The sequence below is a fragment of the Fusicatenibacter sp. genome (assembly GCF_977045365.1).
In genome coordinates, this window is the sequence record NZ_CDRRUH010000026.1 from 1 (window position 1) to 18899 (window position 18899).

The window sequence follows — 18899 nt, forward strand, 5'->3', positions numbered from 1 at the left end:
AGATGCCGGCGCAAGCCGTCTCGGAACAAGCGCAACACTGGCTATCATCGGATAAAAAGGAGTTTCTTATGGATACGATACTGATAGGAATTGCCGGAGGAACCGGCAGTGGAAAAACGACACTGGCAGATAAGCTGGTAGAAAGTTTTGGACGCGATGAAGTGAGCATTCTGCGCCATGACAACTATTACAAACGCCATGACGATATTCCTTTTGAGGAGCGTGCCAAATTAAATTACGATCATCCCGATGCCTTTGATACCGACCTGTTATGCCAGCACATTCTCGAGCTGAAAGCCGGAAAATCCATCGAGATGCCGGTTTACGATTATGCCATGCAGAACCGCTCGGATAAAACGATTCTGGTCCATCCTGCCCCGGTTATCGTGCTCGAGGGCATTCTCCTCTTCGTTGAGAAGGATCTCTGCGATCTGATGGACATCAAAGTCTTTGTCGATACCGATGCGGACGTGCGGATTCTCCGCCGGATCCTGCGCGATGTAAAAGAGCGCGGCCGTTCCCTGGACAGCGTTGTGACGCAGTACCTGACGACCGTAAAACCGATGCACGAGCAGTTCGTAGAGCCGAGCAAGCGCCGTGCCGACGTGATCATCCCGGAGGGCGGACAGAACACCGTTGCTCTTGAAATGCTGATCGAGCGGGTGCGTAAGCATCTGAATCTGGTGCAGAACCAGTAAACATCCGTTTATTGCTATAAAAATCTGCAAAAAAAGAACGAGGACTGAATTTTCTCTTTTTCCGTCCTCGCTCTTTTTATTTTTCCCTTACAGATGTTCCAGCATTCCCTGCAGCCAGATCTGGCCTTTGAAACGTCTTCCCACTTCCGGTACTCCAAATAAATCCTTTTCGTTGATACAGATGTCTATCGGCACATCGTTGCAGACGAGGCCGAGCTCATACACCCGCTCGCCCGTTACCGCGTTCTTCGTTGTATTCATCTCCGTAATTTCACCCATCACGCTGTACTGGTCACATTCGAGACCGCTCGGCATGAAAAAGCTATCTACAATAGAAAAGACATCTTCCTTCGTCAGACGCTGGGAAATCATGGCATATGTGTCAATATCATCCATGGTGAGACTTTCCATCGCATCCTCATCCCCGTTTCTGGCAGCCGAGATCAGTGAATTCTTCTGCTGCGTGCTGCGGCGCTCCTTCTCGACCTGTTCCGGGTCTTTCTGGATCGGAAGCAGAATTGTTCCTTCCGCTGCAAGACCGGAGACAGAAAGCGGGAGCGGAAGCGGCTGCAGCGCATTTTTCTGTTTCATCTCAAGATATTCCGCTGCATGCGTCAGATAAAAGATCATCGTGATGCCAAGCCGCATATCGTCGCAGGCGCCTGCAAACGATTCCTTATCGACGTGGCGCTCCACCGATACCTCCTCGTAGGAGCTGATCTGCCCGCCCTCGAAATAGGGATAATAATATTCCATCTGGAAACGGTTGTTCTCATCAATTTCCCCACAGACCGTGATACCACAGTCATATGCATATTCTTTCGAAAATTCAGCAAAAAGGTGGTGTTCTTCTGTTTCCACAATCTTTTTACGGTCGTAGTTTTCTACTACATCACGAAGAATCTCCTGGAGTTCCTTCGTCGTCTTGATCTTTGAAAATCCAATGGTTTTCAGGTAAGCGTGCATAAGAACACCTCCTCTCATTCCTTTGTATTTCTTATGCGATTAGTGTTTCGGAACCAGTTTTTCTTTTCCGCCCATGTACATACGAAGAACTTCCGGAATGCTTACGGTTCCGTCTGCATTCAGGTTGTTCTCCAGGAATGCGATCAGCATACGCGGCGGAGCAACTACGGTGTTGTTCAGGGTATGTGCCAGGTATTTCTTTCCGTCCTCGCCGTTGACACGGATTTTCAGACGTCTTGCCTGTGCATCACCAAGGTTGGAGCAGCTTCCTACCTCGAAGTATTTCTTCTGACGCGGAGACCATGCCTCAACATCGACAGATTTTACTTTCAGGTCAGCCAGGTCACCGGAGCAGCACTCCAGAGTACGAACCGGGATATCCATGGAACGGAACAGGTCTACGGTGTTCTTCCACAGTTTGTCATACCACATCATGCTGTCTTCCGGTTTGCAGACAACAACCATCTCCTGTTTCTCAAACTGATGGATACGATAAACACCACGCTCCTCGATGCCGTGTGCTCCTTTTTCTTTACGGAAGCACGGAGAGTAGCTGGTCAGGGTCAGAGGCAGTTTCTCCTCCGGGATGATGCTGTCGATGAATTTACCGATCATGGAGTGCTCGCTGGTTCCGATCAGGTACAGATCCTCGCCCTCGATTTTGTACATCATGGACTCCATCTCAGCGAAGCTCATAACACCGTTTACGACGTTGCCGTGGATCATGAAAGGCGGTACGCAGTAGGTAAATCCGCGGTCGATCATGAAATCTCTTGCATAAGAAAGGATGGCAGAGTGGAGGCGTGCAATGTCGCCCATCAGATAATAGAATCCGTTTCCTGCAACTTCTCTTGCTGCGTCCAGATCGATTCCGTCGAAGGACTCCATAATGTCGGTGTGATACGGGATTTCAAAATCCGGTACAACCGGCTCGCCGAAGCGCTCTGCTTCTACGTTCTCGCTGTCATCTTTTCCGATCGGTACGGAAGGATCGATGATGTTCGGGATCACCATCATGATCTTCTTGATTTCTTCTTCTACTTCTTTTTCTCTTGCAGAAAGAGCCTCGATGCGGGAACCGTCAACAGCTACCTGTTTCTTTACTTCCTCAGCCTCTTCTCTCTTGCCCTGGCCCATCAGTGCGCCGATCTGTTTGGAGATTTTGTTTCTTTTTGCACGAAGTGCTTCTACTTCCTGTTTGATGTCACGGTTTTCTTTATCCAGCTCGATGACTTTATCAACCAGCTCCAGTTTCTGATCCTGGAATTTATTTCGGATATTCTGTTTTACAACTTCCGGGTTTTCTCTTAAAAACTTAATGTCTAACATAATTTCCTCCTAGTAGATCTTATCCCCTCATTTTGGCGGGATTCTTTTTGTTCTTTCCAGCCCGGAACCACTGCCGTTTTTCCAGCATTTATGCGGGTTTGGCGCGTTCCAGTACCATCATATAACAGTATATGCATTTTTTCAAGCGTTCTTTCATGCTGTTTACAGTTCACCCGCGCCATTCGCAAAACCGCGCTTTCAGCGCTCTCCGCTGCTTCGCAGCTCTTTTTGCTCATACCCTGGCGCTCCCTTCGTGCATTCATAGAGACAGATTTCATGCAAGCATGAAATCTGCCTCCACGAATGCACGAGTGAACTTTTGCCCTACATCAAATCGATCGAATTCATCGTAATTGCCTGGCGCAGCGCGTCGATTTCCTCGGCGCTCAGCATGATATAGGACTCGCCTTTTACGATCTCTTTCAGATATAAAAAGCAGTTGTCACGGCTGTGGATTGCATTCAGGATAAAACCTGTGTTTTCTTTGTCGAGCATTGCCAGCGCAAAACTCATCTTTCCGCCCACATCGTCAAACGCATCATATTTTACGATTCCGTATTTGTTCAGCGTCATGCCCTGGATCTTTTTCAGATCCGCAAGATTCTTTTTCGTCAGCTCATTCTGCTTGTTCAGTTTGTCAATTTCCTTAAACCGCTGATGAAACAGCTTTTCGAGTGACTGGGCGTCTTTTCCCTTCATAAAGCTTCTGTACTTCTGGTTCAGTCTGCTCAGACGCAGCGACATGCTGACCGTCATAATCATCATCACGATAATCAGTACAATCAGAAGAAGTACAACAACGCCAAGGTCAATTCCTACCTTACTAAATAAATCGCTCATTATTCTACCTCTTACTGTATTGATTCAAACAGATCCATGATTCTCTCGAGCTCTTCCTGGGAATAATACTCGATCTCGATCTTTCCTTTGTGCTTTGCCCCGCGGTGAATGGAAACCTTCGTACCAATGATGCTCTTAATTTTCTCTTCCAGACCTTCGTAGATGGCTTCCTCTTCCAGATTGACTTTCTTTTCTTTCTTCACCTTCGGATTCAGGATCTCTTTGACCAGGCGCTCAGTCTCACGGACACTGAGCTTTTCATCGAAGATTTTCATTGCCGTATTGTACTGGAGCTCTTTATTCTCCAGCGCCAGCAGCGTACGCACATGACCGGTTGTCAGCATTTCATCGACAACCATCTGCTGTACCCTGTCGTCCAGTTTCAGGAGACGCATCGAGTTTGTAACCGCTGTTCTGCTCTTGGAAACGCGCTCTGCGATTTCATCCTGGCGGAGATGGAACTCTTCCATCAGGCGTTTGTATGCGTGTGCCTCCTCAATCGGGTTCAGGGATTCTCTCTGAATATTTTCAATCAGGGAAATCTCGACAACTTCCTGCTCGGTAAAATCTTTGATGATGACCGGTACTTCTTTGATTCCGGCAAGCTTTGCAGCCCTCCATCGCCGTTCCCCTGCGATGATCTCATAATAATCATCTTTTTTCTGCACCAGAATCGGCTGCAGAACTCCGAACTGTTTGATGGATTCCGAAAGCTCGATCAGGCCGTCCTCGTCAAAGGATTTTCGCGGCTGTTCGCGGTTCGGTTCAATTTCGGAGATCTTCAGTTTCATCTCGACTGGTTTTTCGACAACTTTTTCAACAACCTTCTCGACTACTTTGACCTCCGGTTTTGCCGGTTTCTCTTTTGCTTCTGCTTTGGCCGAATGTCCCGGTGAAATCAGGGAATCCAGGCCCTTGCCTAAGCCTCCTCTTCTCGCTGCCATTACTCTTCATCCCCCCTGTGAATCACTTCGTCTGCCAGGAGACGGTAGCTCTCTGCACCGGTGGACCGCTTGTCGTAATAGTTGATCGGCATGCCGTAGCTCGGTGCCTCCGCAAGACGGACATTTCTCGGAATAATGGTTTTGTAGATGTTCTGATCCAGGCTGTCTTTTACGTTTTCTACTACCTGCAGAGAAAGATTTGTTCTCGCATCGTACATGGTAAAGACAACGCCTTCCATTTCCAGATCTGGATTCAGACGCTCCTGCACCAGCTCAATCGTGTGCATAAGCTGGGATAAGCCCTCCAGTGCGTAATATTCACACTGAATCGGCACCAGAACGGTGTCTGCGGTGGTCATCGCGTTGATTGTCAGCATATTTAAGGATGGCGGACAGTCAATAATAATGAAGTCGTACTGATCGCGGACCTGATCAATTGCGTTTTTCAGGATGAATTCTTTGTCTTCCACCCCAATCAGCTCGATCTCCGCTCCGGCCAGATTGACATTGGAAGGGATGAGGGAAAGATTGTCAAATTTCAGAGGGATGATACAGTCCTCCAGTTTTGACTCTCCAAGAAGCAGCTCATAGATGGTATTTTCCACTTCATTTTTCTCTACTCCCATTCCGCTGGTGGTATTTCCCTGCGGGTCCATATCAATGGTCAGAACTTTTTGTCCCATTTCTCCCAGGCAGGAAGAAAGGTTAATTGCGGTGGTGGATTTACCTACGCCGCCTTTCTGGTTGGCAATTGCAATTGTTCTTCCCAAAATATGTATTGCCTCCTTTCATCTTTTTGTTTTCCATTTGCAGTTTTTCCCTTTTTACAGGAAATGACCTGCCGGCACTTTTCGGAAAACTTAATTTATGCGGCAGGTGTTCAGGCATATTATATAAGAAGAAAATTCCTTTTTCTATGCCAGTATATCTGAGGATTTCTTCAGATTCTAACTCAAAATTGCCCCAAATTGGGACAAAGATATTTTATCATACTACGCCGGATTTTACTACTGGAAATGTTTCACGTGAAACATTTTCTGCATTTTTGCATGATTGGGAGGTGGGAAACACGTGAAAATTGGAGATTTTTGGTGATGTTTCACGTGAAACATTTTAAAAAACGCTGTTTTACAACGGGATTTTTCCTGTTTTTATGCTGTTTGGAAGGCTTTTTGAGCGTTTTTCAGCACTGTTTTGGTGTTTTTGAGGTCTTTCAATGATTTTACTGGCGTCGGAGAGCGTTTTTCTGTTTCACACTGTTTTATTGAATGTTTCACGTGAAACATTTTGATTTTTAACTATTTTTTGATTTTCTCAACATCTTAATATTTCCCGAACCGTTTTTTCATGGTACAATAAATCTATCCAAGAAGCTGCTGCTTTTCTGGTAAATCCATATAAAATAGAAGCAAGGAGGTTTTCGCCATGTTTGAGGATGATTATCTGCTACGTTTGATTAAAGAAATGGTTCGAACTGTTTTGAAGCTGGTTTTTAACCTTGAGCTTAAGGACGATGATCCTGTATCGGTTGTTTTTGAATCAGAAAATGCTGAAAAAATGTTATATTTGTTGACGGATCTGGCTGATCTGGGCTTCATTGATGATGCCGAAAACCAGTTGTATGATTTTACACAGAATTCTAAAGATATGGAGGCATTGAAAGTGGCACTGCTCTTCTATTCACATTTAAATCAGATGGATAACGAATTTCTGGAAGATCATGACTACAGCCGGGAAGAAATCGTTTCCGGGGTGAAAGATGTACTGGAAAGGTATCATCTGGATAGTATGAGTGCTCTTTTTTAAGGAAATGCTGCTATTCTGATTGTTCATTGCAAAAAGTGGTGTTTGGGACATTCTAAAAGCCCTTAAACGCCTCTTTTTTGCATAAAAAGTACTCTTTTATTGCTTTCTATTCTATTTCCCGTTACATTTTTTCATTTTCTTTTCAAATTTATCGTTTTTCTATCTACTATCTTCCATCAGTAAGAGAGATAATCCGTGAAACATCCTGTTTTTTCATTTTCTGCTCTTTTCATGCCATTTTTTATTGATTTTTCCCATTTTTCAGACCAGGCAGCATATTTTCTGCTTTTTATCGCTTTATTTGATTTTGCTGTCACTTTTCTGCTTTTTTATAGTTTTAACGTTTTTTTCTCTCTTAGACATGCTTCACTCCCTCTCCATCTTCCTGGCTTACCTTTCTCTCTTTTTTTTGCGTGCAATTTTACATTTTTCCCAATTCTCAACGCTTTTTATTCTTTTTTTCTGCTTTTTTCACCTCTTACTGCCATTCTTCAGCTCCTTCTCCCCTTTCGCTGCTTCTCTCGCCTGTTTTTTTGCTTTTTCGTCCATCCCTTACTGCATTTGCCTCTTTTCAGCCGTTTTTTTCCTTTTCTCAGCTCATTTTTATCTTTTTTTCTATTTTTTGTCTATTCCGCCGTTTCTTGCCCTCTTTTCGCCATTTTTCAGTTTTTCCTCCATTTTTTCGTTTCTACTTATGTCACTCTTCCAGGCTCGTTTTTTCACGTTTCACACCCATCAAAATGTTTCACGTGAAACATCGTTTTTCACGATTTCCGGTCTTCAGCGGTCAGTGAGAAGCGATTTGCTTTTTCTCTTCCCGAAAATCACTCTCGTTTTTGGTCTTTCCAATTTTTAAAACAATCGTATTCTCTATCCAATTTTGGATTTTTCCGTATTTTTTACATTTTTTCTGTATTTTCACATGTTTCACGTGTTTTTCTATCTTTGTTTTCGCTCTTTTATTAAATTATTTAATTATATTTTTATATTTTCGTATAAATTGAACTTTTACATTCGTTTTTCCGGATTTTCCAAAGCATTTACTAAACGCGTTTCAAGGCCATTTTTTCATGGATTTTTACCAATCTGGAAGGATTTTATCCCGTAGTGCCGTTTTCATGCTTTTATGTGTATTATTGCATGATTTTTTCTCTGTTTTTGCAGTTATGTAAACTGTTTAAATATACCTTTCACAATCAGTTGACATAACGTAGTGTGTCCGGAATTGTCTACACTTTTCACCGAATTGCGCATTATTTTCGTCTCTTTTCCTCCTTTTTCCCTTAATTTTTGCATTGTATCTTTCCCTTTTTTCGCTTATAATAAGCTCAACACAACGTTTCGAACCGATTCCTCCCCTCCGGGAGATCCCTGAAAGGAGTTTTTTCATATGAAACACAGCAAAAAACTGGTCACCTTAAGTGTCCTCACCACGATGTCCGGCGCAGCGATTTACTTTCTGAATAAAACGCTCGATACCGCCGCCGTACGGAAAAACCTGCTCGCCTCGGCCGAAAAAGAGACCTTTTCCTGGCAGTTCGGCGATATTTTTTACACAAAAAAAGGCACCGGAACCCCGATGCTCCTGCTCCACGACCTGAATTGCGCCTCCAGCGGCCGCGAATGGCAGTATATTGAGGACGCTCTCGCGAAAGATCACACCGTTTACACGCTCGATCTCCTCGGCTGCGGCCGTTCCGACAAGCCGGCGATCACGTACACGAACTTTTTATACGTACAGCTCATCGTCACCTTCATCAAACAGGTCATTGGATGTCCAACAGACGTGATTGCGTCCGGTTTATCCGGCTCTTTTGTCGTAACCGCCTGCAATACAGCCCAGGAATGCTTCGGCCGAATCATGATGATCAACCCGACCGACCTTGCCAAGCTCAACAAAATCCCGGATAAACGCAGCCGCTTTCTGAAACGCATGATCGAGCTCCCGCTCATCGGAACGCTGCTGTACCATACGCTCACCGGCCGCTCCAACATCGAGCTTTTATTCACTGAGAGCTATTACCACAATCCATTCCACCGCTCCCCGGAGGACGTAGACGCCTTCTACGAGTCCGCACACCTCCAGAACAGCGCCGGAAAGTACCTTTTCGCAAGCCTGGCGGGCAATTACGTGAACCTCAACATCGGCCATGCCTTAAAACACATCGACAACAGCATCTTCCTGGTCGGCGGCGAAGAAGAGCCTGGCATCGCAGAAACCTTTGCGCTGTACACGGCACTCAACACCTCCATCGAAACCCAGATCCTGCCAAAGGCCAAACACATGCCGCAGATGGAGGCCCCTCAGGCCCTCTTAGAGCAGATCCAGATCTTTTTCGCACCGGTGCAGTAACCCCCCTTCTGCTCCCGACTGCAATTCAAAAAAACAGGCAAAAAAATGGAGGATTTACTGATTTTTTAACGTCAGTAAATCCTCCGTTTTTTCGTTTTTAACTCGGCTTACAGCCAGTTTTTAACGCATTCTCTTCACTCCGGCTCTTCCTCTGCTCCCGGATAATCCGTCGGCGGCGCTGTATACGTTTCCATTCCTTTTTTTATCTCTTCCATCGTATAAATATTGATTCTCTCCTCCGGCGCTGCATCCGGGGCAAATTCCACCGTTTCTCCCAATGCAAGCATCATCGGCTCATCCGCATCTCTTTTCTCGTTGGCAATCTCATACGCGTTTACGTATTCTCCCGTCGAAGTCTCTACATACTGTCCAAACCCGTCGCAAAGCCGGTAATAAACGTCCCCTTCCGCATCTTTCTCCAGAAAATACAAGGATTTCTGCCCGATCACCGGATCAAGGTCGCAGAAGCTGACCTGAATATAGTTCTCCCGGCGTTTCTCCTCCGGATACTTTGCCTTTAACTCCTCCGCATTCCAGTACGTAATGCCCGCATCTTCCATGGACCGCAGGTACTCTTCCACCGTAACCGCTCCGCCCAGCTTTCGAACAGTAATATTCTCTCCCGGTTCCAGATCCCCTTTTAAGGTCTCATCCAGCCGTAGCGAAATATCCGTTGCAATCTCGATTCCCCCTGCAAAACACGTATAATCTTCCACCGTTCCCAGAACAATGAGGTCGCTTCCCTCTTTCTGCTCATAAAAACTGTTATAAAACCGCTCCCACTCCTTCTGCCCTCCGTACTGCATATTCACCTTTGCCGGATCCAGATTTTCAAACCGCATTTTTGGCTCTTCTGCTGCCGTTTTCGCATTCCCACAGCCGCTCAAAAAAAGACACAATAATGCAAAACAAACGATTTTCATCTGCTCACCCCCGTCCATAATCTTTTCTCTAGTAGATATGGGGATTACTCCCCATATCCCTACACAAAACCGTACGTGCGCTATTAACGCATACGGCTTTTCACTTTATATTCATACTACCTGTAGAACAGGCTTACCTTGATTCTTGGCTCTAATAGTGGGAATGTCCTAAGCAGCCCATTGTTGAATGTTTCCCATGTATAACTTTTTCTCTGGCTTCTACGATTTAGCCATTTAAACAGCAGTTTCTTTGTTATACACAGGAATGATTTAACTTCTCTTGTATTATCAGTTACACCATAGTATTGATAATGTCCTCGCAGTTTTGCATTGATAATCTTGAATATCCATTCCAGCGGCAGTGTTCTGTGATTCATTATCCATTCTTTCATTGCTTTTATTTTACTGCGCAACTTCTTCTTACTCGTTTTCACTCTACAACGGAAAAACTGCTTTTTTCCGTCCATTCCGCAATAAAATGTGAATCCAAGAAAGTCAAAGGTATCTGGTTTTCCCTGTCCTCTTCTTTCTCTATTCTGCCTGGCAAACCTTCCGAACTCCAACACTTTGGTCTTTTCTTCCGCTAGTTCGAGTCCATACTTTGCAAAACGTTCTTCTAGTTTCTCTCGAAATACTTTTGCTTCGTATCCACTCTGAAAGCAACAGACAAAATCATCTGCATAACGTATTAAGTAACATTCTCCGCTGCACTGCCTCTTTACAATCACATCAAACCAGTTATCCAGTACGTAGTGCAGATAAATATTTGCAAGTATCGGACTGGCTCCGTTTCCCTGTGGTGTTCCACGTTCACTGTCAAGATACTTTCCGTTTTCCATGATACCCGCTTTCAGAAATTTCTCTATAACCTCAAGAAATCTCTTGTCTGCTATATCGTGTCTTAGCATCTTCATCAGCCACTCATGGTCTACGTTATCAAAGAATCCTCTGATATCCGCTTCCACCACATAATTCATTTTGCGATGCTGAACCATTTCTATGATTTCCCTAACTGCCTGGTGACAGTTTCTGTTTGGTCTGAATCCAAAACTCTCATTATAAAACTTCGGTTCATAGATCTGCTCCAGTATCTGTGCGATTGCGCTCTCCACCAGTTTATCCTCATAACTGGATATTCCAAGTGGTCTCATTTTGCCTTTTGTTTCCTTGGGAATATAAACTCTTCTTGTAGGATTGGGGCGATAACTGCCAATTCTCATTCTTTTCACAAGATTCTCAAGGTTTTCCTCCAGATTCTGTTCGTATTTCTCTTTTGTCACTTTATCAATTCCACTTGCCTTATTTTTATCCATAGTCTTATGGATTGCCCTAAGGCTGTTTATATTGATATAGGACGCAAGGTTTTGAACTTTCCTGTCAGTTACATTTGCTTTCGCAATGTTGTATTGTATTCCAAGCAACTCATTTACCATGATATCAGCTCTCCTTGTCTGCATGATTCTGATTTACTTGAAGCTATAAAGTGTACGCCCCTTCCCTCCACTGTGATTAGCAGCTTCTTCGGTACTATGAGCGTATCGGACTTCCTGTTATCCGTTTGAATTTCTATCGCATTTCTTTGGTTCGATTTTCATACCTCTTTTCGAGGAGATAACAGGACCTCAACTGTTCTGTATTGTATACTTATCATCAACCTCGCCAAGCTCTCAGACTGGGGGATGTTTCTGTTCCCTTGCCATAGCGGTTACAGAAATGTTGTCTGCTGTGAATATAAGCACATCGACCATTTCCAACCTCATAATAATTTCCCAGCTCAATCACTTCACTTTCGTTTCGGCTCTGTTGCTCCCTGTCCTACGCTTAAATCTGACGTTACCGTTTCGACTCCAAGGACTCGGTACAGGCGGTTGGCTAGACCCTACCCGACAGGATTTTCCTGTTATATACAATCAGCTTACAAAAGCAAGCAGAGTTTCCTCCGCTCGCCAGAGGAAATCAGCTTAGCTGATTTCTCAGCTCGCACTATATCCCCATTATACTTCTTTCCATTTTTGCAATACAATCTATGTTTTTTCACAGATTTTCCGGCTCTTTTTTGTCTATATTCACGCATACAAAAAACGGAGGATTTACTGTTTTTCTCTCAGTAAATCCTCTGTTTTCAATTTTAATCAGCTTTCACCGAATCCTTATTCCGCCGAATCCGAAGCGCTGTCAGAAGAACTGTCATCCTCCGTCTTTGCCGCAAGCAGTGTCTCGTAATTTTCCAGCATCGTCTTCACGTTATTTTTATTCACGAGTGACGGAACTCCGTCCTCATCCACCGTGTAATAGAAGCTCGAATCATACGGGCTGTAAGCAAATGTCAGGTCGCCGCCGGTCATATGGAATACTGCGGTAAACTCAGCATCCTTGGCCTGTACGAGGCTCTCGTCCTTGGTCTGTGCCTTCAGGCCGATCAGGGAGGAATAGAAGGTCGTAAAGGTCGATTTATCAACGGTTTCGTCACCGCAGGTGTAGCTGATTTCCTGCGTTGTGGTATCGTCATCATCATCGCTCTTTACTTCCTCGACATGGCGTACGTACGTCTTCGTCTCTCCGTTGTACGTAATGTCAAGACTCGTCAGATCTGCCACATTTTCCATGCCGACATACATATTCCAGAAATCAGAAGCCTTCTTTTCCGTGAATGCTTCAATGTTGGAAGCCGTAATCAGATGAACCTCATTCGAACCGTCCAGCATTGCATAATAGGAACCGCCGCTCTCGTTTTCATTACCCACATACAGTACCAGGTCTTTCTCCACGGTAACGGTTGTCGTCTCGGAAGAAGAACTCGTCGCCGTGCTGTCACTCGAAGCAGAATCCGTTGTGGAATCTGAAGACGTATCTGCCGTTGTTGTATCATCCGAAGCCACTTCCTGCTCCTCCGTGTAATGTACGCGGATCGTCGTCTTCGGCTGATCCAGTCCGTATGCGGCAAGATCTGATGCGTTGTACGTAACGAGATCTCCAAAACTGAGAGACGCCACCGCACTCGTCATGGTGCTGATCGAATCCGCATCACCGCCATGTGCTGCTCCATCCGCATCCACAACCTGCCATTCATCCGTCTGGAGTGCCGAGTCAGCGGCGCTTACTTCTTTCGTCAGCGTATAGCCGTTCTCGCCCTCCACCTGGATTTTCGTAATATGATCCGCAGTCACGGACGGCATCGACTCACTGGTCGCCCACTCCATGATATCGGATGGAAACATCGTTCCAAGCGGTGTACTCACCATGTAAACCCTGCTCGTATCGTCATTCAGATAAACATAATATTTGCTCGATCCGTTCTTATCGCCGACATGAATCGTCGTTGTCTCGCCGCCTGCGGTCACGGTAACCTCCTCGGACGGCGTCTCGAGCCCAAAATCAGCCATAGAATCGATTTCATCGCCTTCAATGACTCTTTCTGCGGTCATGCTGCTGATAGAGCTTAAAACGCTCGTTACCTTGCTTTCATCCAGCGGAAATCCGTCCTCCTGGTCGTACGTCCAGGTATCCGTATCGTCATCTCCTGCTGTTTTCGTAAAAGACACCGTCTCTCCGTTGATCTGGAACGAAAGCGCTGTTACATCATCTTTTGAAAAATCAACCACTTTTTCGGCGTCTGCACCAGAATCCGAACTGCTGCTGTCCGCATCGGCGGTGCTGTTTTTCTTCGTCAGCACCACCAGTATGGCAAGAAGCAGTACCAAAAGGATCAGGCAGGCCGCCATCTTTCCTTTTTTCTTCATTACTGTTTTCTCCTCTTCATCCAGATTGCCATTCCCACGATCACAAGTACCAGCGGAATTCCCGCAATGGTAATAATAGACCAGGTGTTAACTGCTCCCTGTGTAAATACTAGGTTTGTATAGCTTGTGCTCTTGCTCGGGATCACAACGGTCTGCTCCACATCACACATAGATGTCAGTGCAGTCGCTGCCAGCTTCGAGTTCGCGCCGCTGATCGCCTGGTCAATCTGGCTGCTCAGCATAGATGCGCTGGAGAAATAAATGATCTGGGTCTCTTTATCGTCCACGGTCTCCGTGATGGAAACGCCAAGGTCAAATGCGCCCGTCTCACTGTCCGCACTCTTCGACCAGGTGCTGTTCTCCGGGTCGTTCTCAATATAAGCGTCCTCAGTCGTGGTCAGCAGACTCTTGATCGTAATGGTATCACGGTAAGAATCCAGCTGCTGAATTGCCTGTGCAACCGGCATCAGAATGTAGTTGCTCTTTACCTCTGTGGTAATGTCATCGCTTCCGATATTCGGCAGCAGGTAATACGGCATCTGCGGATAATAATGCTGGGAATCGGTCTCTACGACAATTCCGCTCGAACGTTTCACGCCGTAGTTTTCCAGAATGGAATCCAGATTCGGCATATCCGTTCCGGTGTAGCTCGTAAACATCAGCAGTTTTCCGCCGTTTTCCAGATAGCTGATAACTTTATTTGCCTCATCCTCCGAATAATCAATGGTCGGGGACATAATCACAAGCTCCTTGGCATCCTCCGGGATATCCTCTGTCATCAGGGACAGCTCGCTGATTTCCACGTTGTTTTTGCTGATGGCATCGCTGAAGTTGGAAGAAAGATCACTCTCAGAAGGCTCATTGTGGCCGGTGATCCAGTAAACTTTCGGGTTATTGTCACTCGTTACGTAGGTGATGGCACTGGTAATCTGACCCTCACCGTCAAAGCCTGTCGTCTGGGTCTGGTAGGTCTGATAGTTCGTGGAAGTCTCCCACATATCACTGTTATTGACTACCTTGCTCTTATCGCCGCACACGACAATGACGCTGTTTGCGGCTACCGTCTGATCCGTATACTGGCTCGTAAATTTCGGATACAGATCCGGGTCTTTCTGCTCTACCTTAATGTGATCGGACAGATCCTCGTAGTGCTGAAGCAGTTTCTGAATCGTATCGTTTTCACTGCCCTTCTGCACGATGTAGTACAGGGTAACATCCTGATCCAGATCCTTTAATGCTGTTTTTGTATCATCCGTAATGGAGTACATTTTCTGGGTACTTAAGTCAATCTGTGTTTTGCTGGTCGGAATCTGTGCCACGATCAGGTTGATGACCACAATCACGGCCAGAACGATCACCGTCATAATCGAAGAATAGGAGCCCTGTTTCAGGTGTTTCTTCTGCTCCTCGCCGGTGAACACTTCCTTCAGATGTTCTTTGGAGAACGTCTTTTTCAGCTTTTCCTTGATGTTGAAATTCACTTTATGCTGTTTCTTTTCTTTCTTTTCGCTGCTCATCGTCTCCACCTCCTAATTCCAGCGTTTCTTCTGCAGGGACTGCATTGCAAGGAATGTGCAGATTGCAATGACGGACAGGTAGTAAACAATACCGCCGATGTCCAGAATACCGTTCACAAAGTTATCCATATGGCCTGCCATGTTGAAGACACCGAGCAGATCCTGGATTCTGCCCTCGAGGAGGGTGGATTTTGTGAAGTAAACTGCCGTCAGCGCACCCTCGCCGATCACGGCAATCACACCGGTAATGATCGGGTTTTTAATCATACTGCCGATCCAGAGGCATACCAGAGCGATGATGATAAAGAAAGCAAAGAAAGAACTTCCGGCTCCTTCCGGGAAGAAGTTTGCGATACCGCTCTCCACGTAGCACAGGAACAGGATCACAAAGCCGACAACAGCTGCGATGACCTGACTCTCGGTAATGGAGGAAACAAACACACCGACCGAAATATAGGCTGCTCCCAGCAGGAAATAGCCAAGGATCGAGGTGTAGGATACAGCGTAGGAAACCGTTCCGTGGGTTCCAAGAAGCAGCGGATACAGGCAGATAATCAGTACCGGAATCACGTAAATCGTAAGAAGCGCCAGATATTTTCCAAAGATAATATCGGAAATCTTCACCGGTGCAGTTAAAAGTAACTGATCTGTCTTATTTTTCTGCTCCTCCGACAGAACCCGCATTGTCAGAACCGGTACTGCAATCAGCAGAATAAATGCGGAATTCTGCAGCGCGTATCCGATCTCCGGGTAGCCCTGCTGCAGGTTGATGGCCGTAAAATACAGGCCGAACAGCGCCAGAGTAAACGCCATAAACAGATATCCGACCATGCTTGTCAGATAGCTTTTTAACTCTTTTTTATAAATCGCCGTCATTGTGCGTCTCCCTCCTCCTGTTTTGTTTCAGCAGCTGTTTCTGCTGTGTCTGTATTTTCCTTTTCAGGCACCTCTCCGGCAGCGCTTTCCGCTGTCTCCGCCTCGCGCTCTTCCCGTTTCTGCTGCTCTTTCTCTGCTTTTTTCAGCTTTCTCGCGGCTTTTCCGGAATCATCGGTCAGTTCAAGGAAGACATCTTCCAGTGACATGGAGGAGGATGTCATCTCGAGGATCGGGCAGTTGGCCTTTGCCAGTGCGTAAAACAGTTCCTCGCGGATATCCTTGTCCTTTTCGGTTGTAATTTTTACTTTGATCTGCTCTTCGTTCGGTGTATTCTCGTACTTGATCTCTTTTGCATCGAGTGCATCCAGCGCCGGAACAATCTGTTTTCTCGTTCCGTGAACGGTGCATTCGACGGTGTTCGATCCAAGCATCAGCTTACTTAAGTTTTCCGGGGTATCGCTCGCAACAAGCTGTCCCTTTGCGATAATCATGACGTAATCGCAGACGGCGCTGACCTCGGAGAGGATGTGGGAACTTAAGATAACGGTATGTTTTTTACCCAGTGATTTGATCAGATCGCGGATCTCAATGATCTGCTTCGGATCCAGGCCTACCGTCGGCTCATCAAGGATGATGATCGGCGGATAACCGAGCACTGCCTGTGCCAGTCCGACTCTCTGACGGTATCCTTTCGACAGGTTCTTGATCAGACGGTTCTGCATATCGGTGATCTTCACCAGATTCATGACCTCAAGAATCTGTTTCTTTCTCTGATCCTTTGGAATTTTCTTTAATTCTGCCACAAATTTCAGATATTCCAGAACGGTCATATCCGTGTAAACCGGCGGCAGCTCCGGCAGATAGCCGATGCATTTTTTTGCCTCCTCCGGCTCCTCCAGGATGTTGTGCCCGTTGATCAGTACTTCACCTTCCGTAGATGCCAGATAGCCGGTGATGATGTTCATGGTCGTTGATTTTCCGGCGCCGTTCGGGCCAAGGAAACCATAGATCTGGCCTTCTTCTACGGTAAAACTCAGGTTGTTGACAGCTACGTGGTCGCCATAGCGTTTCACCAGGTTTTTAACCTCTATCAATGTTCCTTCCTCCTTGTTTCTTAAAGCAGTTCCGGCCTGGCCTTTCTGGCAAAAGAGCCGGAGATGCTCTCATTTTCTAAAGACACTTTATCTTATTCTGAAAATGTGATAATTTGCTGGAAAATTTGTGAAAAAACGGTGAAGCCAAATGGTCATTTCTTCTGTTTTTGACGAAAAATCAATTTCTTTTACCATAAGAATCATGTATACTATAACGTATCCGCGGACGGACGCTTTTCCATTTCTGTTCCGCCGCGAAACATTACGCCGGACTTTTTCCTGTCCGGGACTGGAGATTTTAGGAGACTTTATGAATAAAAAAGACTACTACTGGGCCAAGTATATGCTGATTTTCGGCTTTTTCTGCATCTGCTTTGGCACCTCGATTTTCCTGAAAACCGAACACGCCCCCGATGAGGCGATGCGGATGCTGATTCCGGAATACATCGTCTCACACCACGCACTGCCGAACGGCATGGAAGAATCGGTGCGCCATCCGCTGTGGGGATTCTCCTATGCGCTGTATCCGTACCTGACCGCGATCATCAGCTCCGTGTTTATGGCCATTACATCGCTGTTTACGAAAAGTGCAGCGGCTCTTTTAACTGCCGCCCGCCTCACCAGCGTTCTTTCCGGCACCGGCACACTGATCGTTGTCTTTCTGATCGGTGAGGAACTCTTTGAACGCCGCGAATCGGCACTGCTTGGCGGCATTTTCGTCGGCTTCCTGCCGCAATTCGTGTTTCTCTCCTGCTACGTGAACAACGATTCGTTTGCCGTTTTCACGGTCGCGCTGATTATCTATTTCTGGATCCGCGGCATGAAAAGCGCGTTTTGCCAAAAAGACTGCATCGGCCTTGGAGCAGGCTGCGGACTCTGCGCGCTGTCGTACTACAACGCCTACGCGTATCTGCTCGGCAGCATTCTGCTGTTCTTCGCACTGATGATGCATTTTAAGAAACCGGCAAAGGAGATCTTCGCCAAAGCGCTTCTGATCTTCGCCATTGCCTTCCTGATCGGCGGCTGGTTCTTCATCCGCAATGCCGTCATCCACGACGGCGACCTGCTCGGCATGCGCACCACAAAGGAATCTGCATCGCTGTATGCCACTGAGGAGTACAAACCGGAAAACCGGCAGACACCGGCATCCGAAGGCTGGAGCTTTAAGCAGACGTATTTACAGACTCCGGAGGGCCGCACCTCCAACTGGCTGTTCTCCACCGTCAGCAGCTTCATCGGCTCGTTCTCCTATATGACCGTCCATCTCCCGATGGTGCTTTACCTGCTGTACAGCACCCTGATGGCGTTCGGTTTCCTGCTGTTTCTGTTTCTTGCCATGATCCCGCACTGGCTCCGCAAAAAGCCGCAGCTTCTCCTCTTTGTGATGCTGTTCCTCGCGTGCCTGATCACGCTGTTCATGGACATGTATAACACGTATTTCAGCGATTACCAGTCCCAGGGCCGCTACCTGATGCCGGCACTCGTCCCACTGATGGTCTGGATCGATGATGGCTATTCTTCACTCACTGCAAAGCTTCCCGGTGAATGGAAACGCGCCTCCTGCCATTTGACACTCCTGCCGGGAGCAGTCTGGCTTGTACTGTTTCTCATCAGCTACATCGGATTTTTGATTCCGGGCTGTTGCGTATAAACTTTGATGTTTTGTAAAACTCCATAACTATAGAAATTCCGTAAAATAACGCAAAAAGACAGTAATTCACATTCTGCAGTGCTGAATTTTTTGCATTATTTTCCGGAATTTCTATAAAAAACAGGTGCTCTCTCTTTTTTCAGATAGCACCTGTTTCTTCGT

General features: G+C 46.2%; 15 protein-coding genes. 4 read left to right on the plus strand and 11 right to left on the minus strand.

The genetic code is table 11. The features are described from left to right. Window positions 1–68: 68 nt before the first annotated feature. A complete protein-coding gene (gene udk, locus ACY2VW_RS07380; protein WP_118666988.1) occupies window positions 69–698 on the plus strand; it encodes a uridine kinase in 630 nt (209 codons plus the stop codon). Window positions 699–785: 87 nt separating this feature from the next. Here the strand turns inward: udk and ACY2VW_RS07385 are convergent, their stop codons facing one another. The 5 genes from ACY2VW_RS07385 to ACY2VW_RS07405 all read right to left on the minus strand — a co-directional run bounded on the left by ACY2VW_RS07385 (window position 786) and on the right by ACY2VW_RS07405 (window position 5547). Then, a complete protein-coding gene (locus tag ACY2VW_RS07385) occupies window positions 786–1664 on the minus strand; it encodes a DUF3881 family protein (protein ID WP_117510628.1) in 879 nt (292 codons plus the stop codon). A gap of 39 nt (window positions 1665–1703) precedes the next feature. Beyond that, on the minus strand, window positions 1704–2993 hold the full coding sequence (gene serS, locus ACY2VW_RS07390; RefSeq protein WP_022461753.1) for a serine--tRNA ligase: 1290 nt from the start codon (window positions 2991–2993) through the stop codon (window positions 1704–1706). A gap of 324 nt (window positions 2994–3317) precedes the next feature. Then, window positions 3318–3833 carry a DUF4446 family protein gene (locus ACY2VW_RS07395; protein ID WP_022461754.1) on the minus strand — a complete coding sequence of 172 codons (516 nt, stop codon included), beginning with the start codon at window positions 3831–3833 and terminating at the stop codon, window positions 3318–3320. Window positions 3834–3844: 11 nt separating this feature from the next. Next, window positions 3845–4777, minus strand: a complete 933-nt coding sequence (locus ACY2VW_RS07400) for a ParB/RepB/Spo0J family partition protein (RefSeq protein WP_022461755.1) — start codon at window positions 4775–4777, stop codon at window positions 3845–3847. After that, a complete protein-coding gene (locus ACY2VW_RS07405) occupies window positions 4777–5547 on the minus strand; it encodes a ParA family protein (protein ID WP_461877615.1) in 771 nt (256 codons plus the stop codon). Before ACY2VW_RS07405 ends, ACY2VW_RS07400 begins: the two co-directional genes overlap by 1 nt. 655 nt (window positions 5548–6202) lie before the next feature. Here ACY2VW_RS07405 and ACY2VW_RS07410 point away from each other — a divergent pair. Then, entirely contained in the window at window positions 6203–6583 is a 381-nt protein-coding gene (locus ACY2VW_RS07410; RefSeq protein WP_461877616.1) for a DUF6483 family protein, read from the plus strand. A gap of 1390 nt (window positions 6584–7973) precedes the next feature. Then, window positions 7974–8936: an alpha/beta fold hydrolase gene (locus ACY2VW_RS07415; protein ID WP_461877617.1), complete on the plus strand. Its 963-nt coding sequence runs from the start codon at window positions 7974–7976 to the stop codon at window positions 8934–8936. Between the two features lie 134 nt (window positions 8937–9070). Here the strand turns inward: ACY2VW_RS07415 and ACY2VW_RS07420 are convergent, their stop codons facing one another. The 6 genes from ACY2VW_RS07420 to ACY2VW_RS07445 form a co-directional block, all read right to left on the minus strand. After that, complete coding sequence (locus tag ACY2VW_RS07420) at window positions 9071–9778, minus strand: hypothetical protein (RefSeq protein ID WP_461877618.1); 708 nt, start codon at window positions 9776–9778, stop codon at window positions 9071–9073. A 197-nt stretch (window positions 9779–9975) separates the two neighbouring features. Further along, the gene (ltrA, locus tag ACY2VW_RS07425; RefSeq protein WP_461877619.1) at window positions 9976–11292 is read right to left on the minus strand and encodes a group II intron reverse transcriptase/maturase; all 1317 of its coding nucleotides are present in this window, start codon (window positions 11290–11292) and stop codon (window positions 9976–9978) included. 717 nt (window positions 11293–12009) lie between these two features. Beyond that, complete coding sequence (locus tag ACY2VW_RS07430; protein ID WP_461877620.1) at window positions 12010–13599, minus strand: DUF4340 domain-containing protein; 1590 nt, start codon at window positions 13597–13599, stop codon at window positions 12010–12012. Then, on the minus strand, window positions 13599–15116 hold the full coding sequence (locus tag ACY2VW_RS07435; protein WP_461877621.1) for a Gldg family protein: 1518 nt from the start codon (window positions 15114–15116) through the stop codon (window positions 13599–13601). Before ACY2VW_RS07435 ends, ACY2VW_RS07430 begins: the two co-directional genes overlap by 1 nt. 12 nt (window positions 15117–15128) lie before the next feature. Then, window positions 15129–15992 carry an ABC transporter permease subunit gene (locus ACY2VW_RS07440; protein ID WP_461877622.1) on the minus strand — a complete coding sequence of 288 codons (864 nt, stop codon included), beginning with the start codon at window positions 15990–15992 and terminating at the stop codon, window positions 15129–15131. After that, window positions 15989–17086 (minus strand): ABC transporter ATP-binding protein, encoded by a 1098-nt coding sequence (locus tag ACY2VW_RS07445; RefSeq protein WP_461877623.1) that lies wholly within the window; start codon window positions 17084–17086, stop codon window positions 15989–15991. Before ACY2VW_RS07445 ends, ACY2VW_RS07440 begins: the two co-directional genes overlap by 4 nt. 310 nt (window positions 17087–17396) lie before the next feature. On the opposite strand from ACY2VW_RS07445, the gene ACY2VW_RS07450 reads away from it, so the two are divergent. Next, window positions 17397–18737: an ArnT family glycosyltransferase gene (locus ACY2VW_RS07450; RefSeq protein WP_461877624.1), complete on the plus strand. Its 1341-nt coding sequence runs from the start codon at window positions 17397–17399 to the stop codon at window positions 18735–18737. Window positions 18738–18899: the final 162 nt, after the last annotated feature.

Coding starts and splice junctions, on each gene's coding strand:
- udk (WP_118666988.1), top strand. CDS start 69: ATGGATACGATACTGATAGGAATTGCCGGAGGAACCGGCAGTGGAAAA.
- ACY2VW_RS07385 (WP_117510628.1), bottom strand. CDS start 1,664: ATGCACGCTTACCTGAAAACCATTGGATTTTCAAAGATCAAGACGACG.
- serS (WP_022461753.1), bottom strand. CDS start 2,993: ATGTTAGACATTAAGTTTTTAAGAGAAAACCCGGAAGTTGTAAAACAG.
- ACY2VW_RS07395 (WP_022461754.1), bottom strand. CDS start 3,833: ATGAGCGATTTATTTAGTAAGGTAGGAATTGACCTTGGCGTTGTTGTA.
- ACY2VW_RS07400 (WP_022461755.1), bottom strand. CDS start 4,777: ATGGCAGCGAGAAGAGGAGGCTTAGGCAAGGGCCTGGATTCCCTGATT.
- ACY2VW_RS07410 (WP_461877616.1), top strand. CDS start 6,203: ATGTTTGAGGATGATTATCTGCTACGTTTGATTAAAGAAATGGTTCGA.
- ACY2VW_RS07415 (WP_461877617.1), top strand. CDS start 7,974: ATGAAACACAGCAAAAAACTGGTCACCTTAAGTGTCCTCACCACGATG.
- ACY2VW_RS07420 (WP_461877618.1), bottom strand. CDS start 9,778: ATGCGGTTTGAAAATCTGGATCCGGCAAAGGTGAATATGCAGTACGGA.
- ltrA (WP_461877619.1), bottom strand. CDS start 11,292: ATGGTAAATGAGTTGCTTGGAATACAATACAACATTGCGAAAGCAAAT.
- ACY2VW_RS07430 (WP_461877620.1), bottom strand. CDS start 13,599: ATGAAGAAAAAAGGAAAGATGGCGGCCTGCCTGATCCTTTTGGTACTG.
- ACY2VW_RS07435 (WP_461877621.1), bottom strand. CDS start 15,116: ATGAGCAGCGAAAAGAAAGAAAAGAAACAGCATAAAGTGAATTTCAAC.
- ACY2VW_RS07440 (WP_461877622.1), bottom strand. CDS start 15,992: ATGACGGCGATTTATAAAAAAGAGTTAAAAAGCTATCTGACAAGCATG.
- ACY2VW_RS07450 (WP_461877624.1), top strand. CDS start 17,397: ATGAATAAAAAAGACTACTACTGGGCCAAGTATATGCTGATTTTCGGC.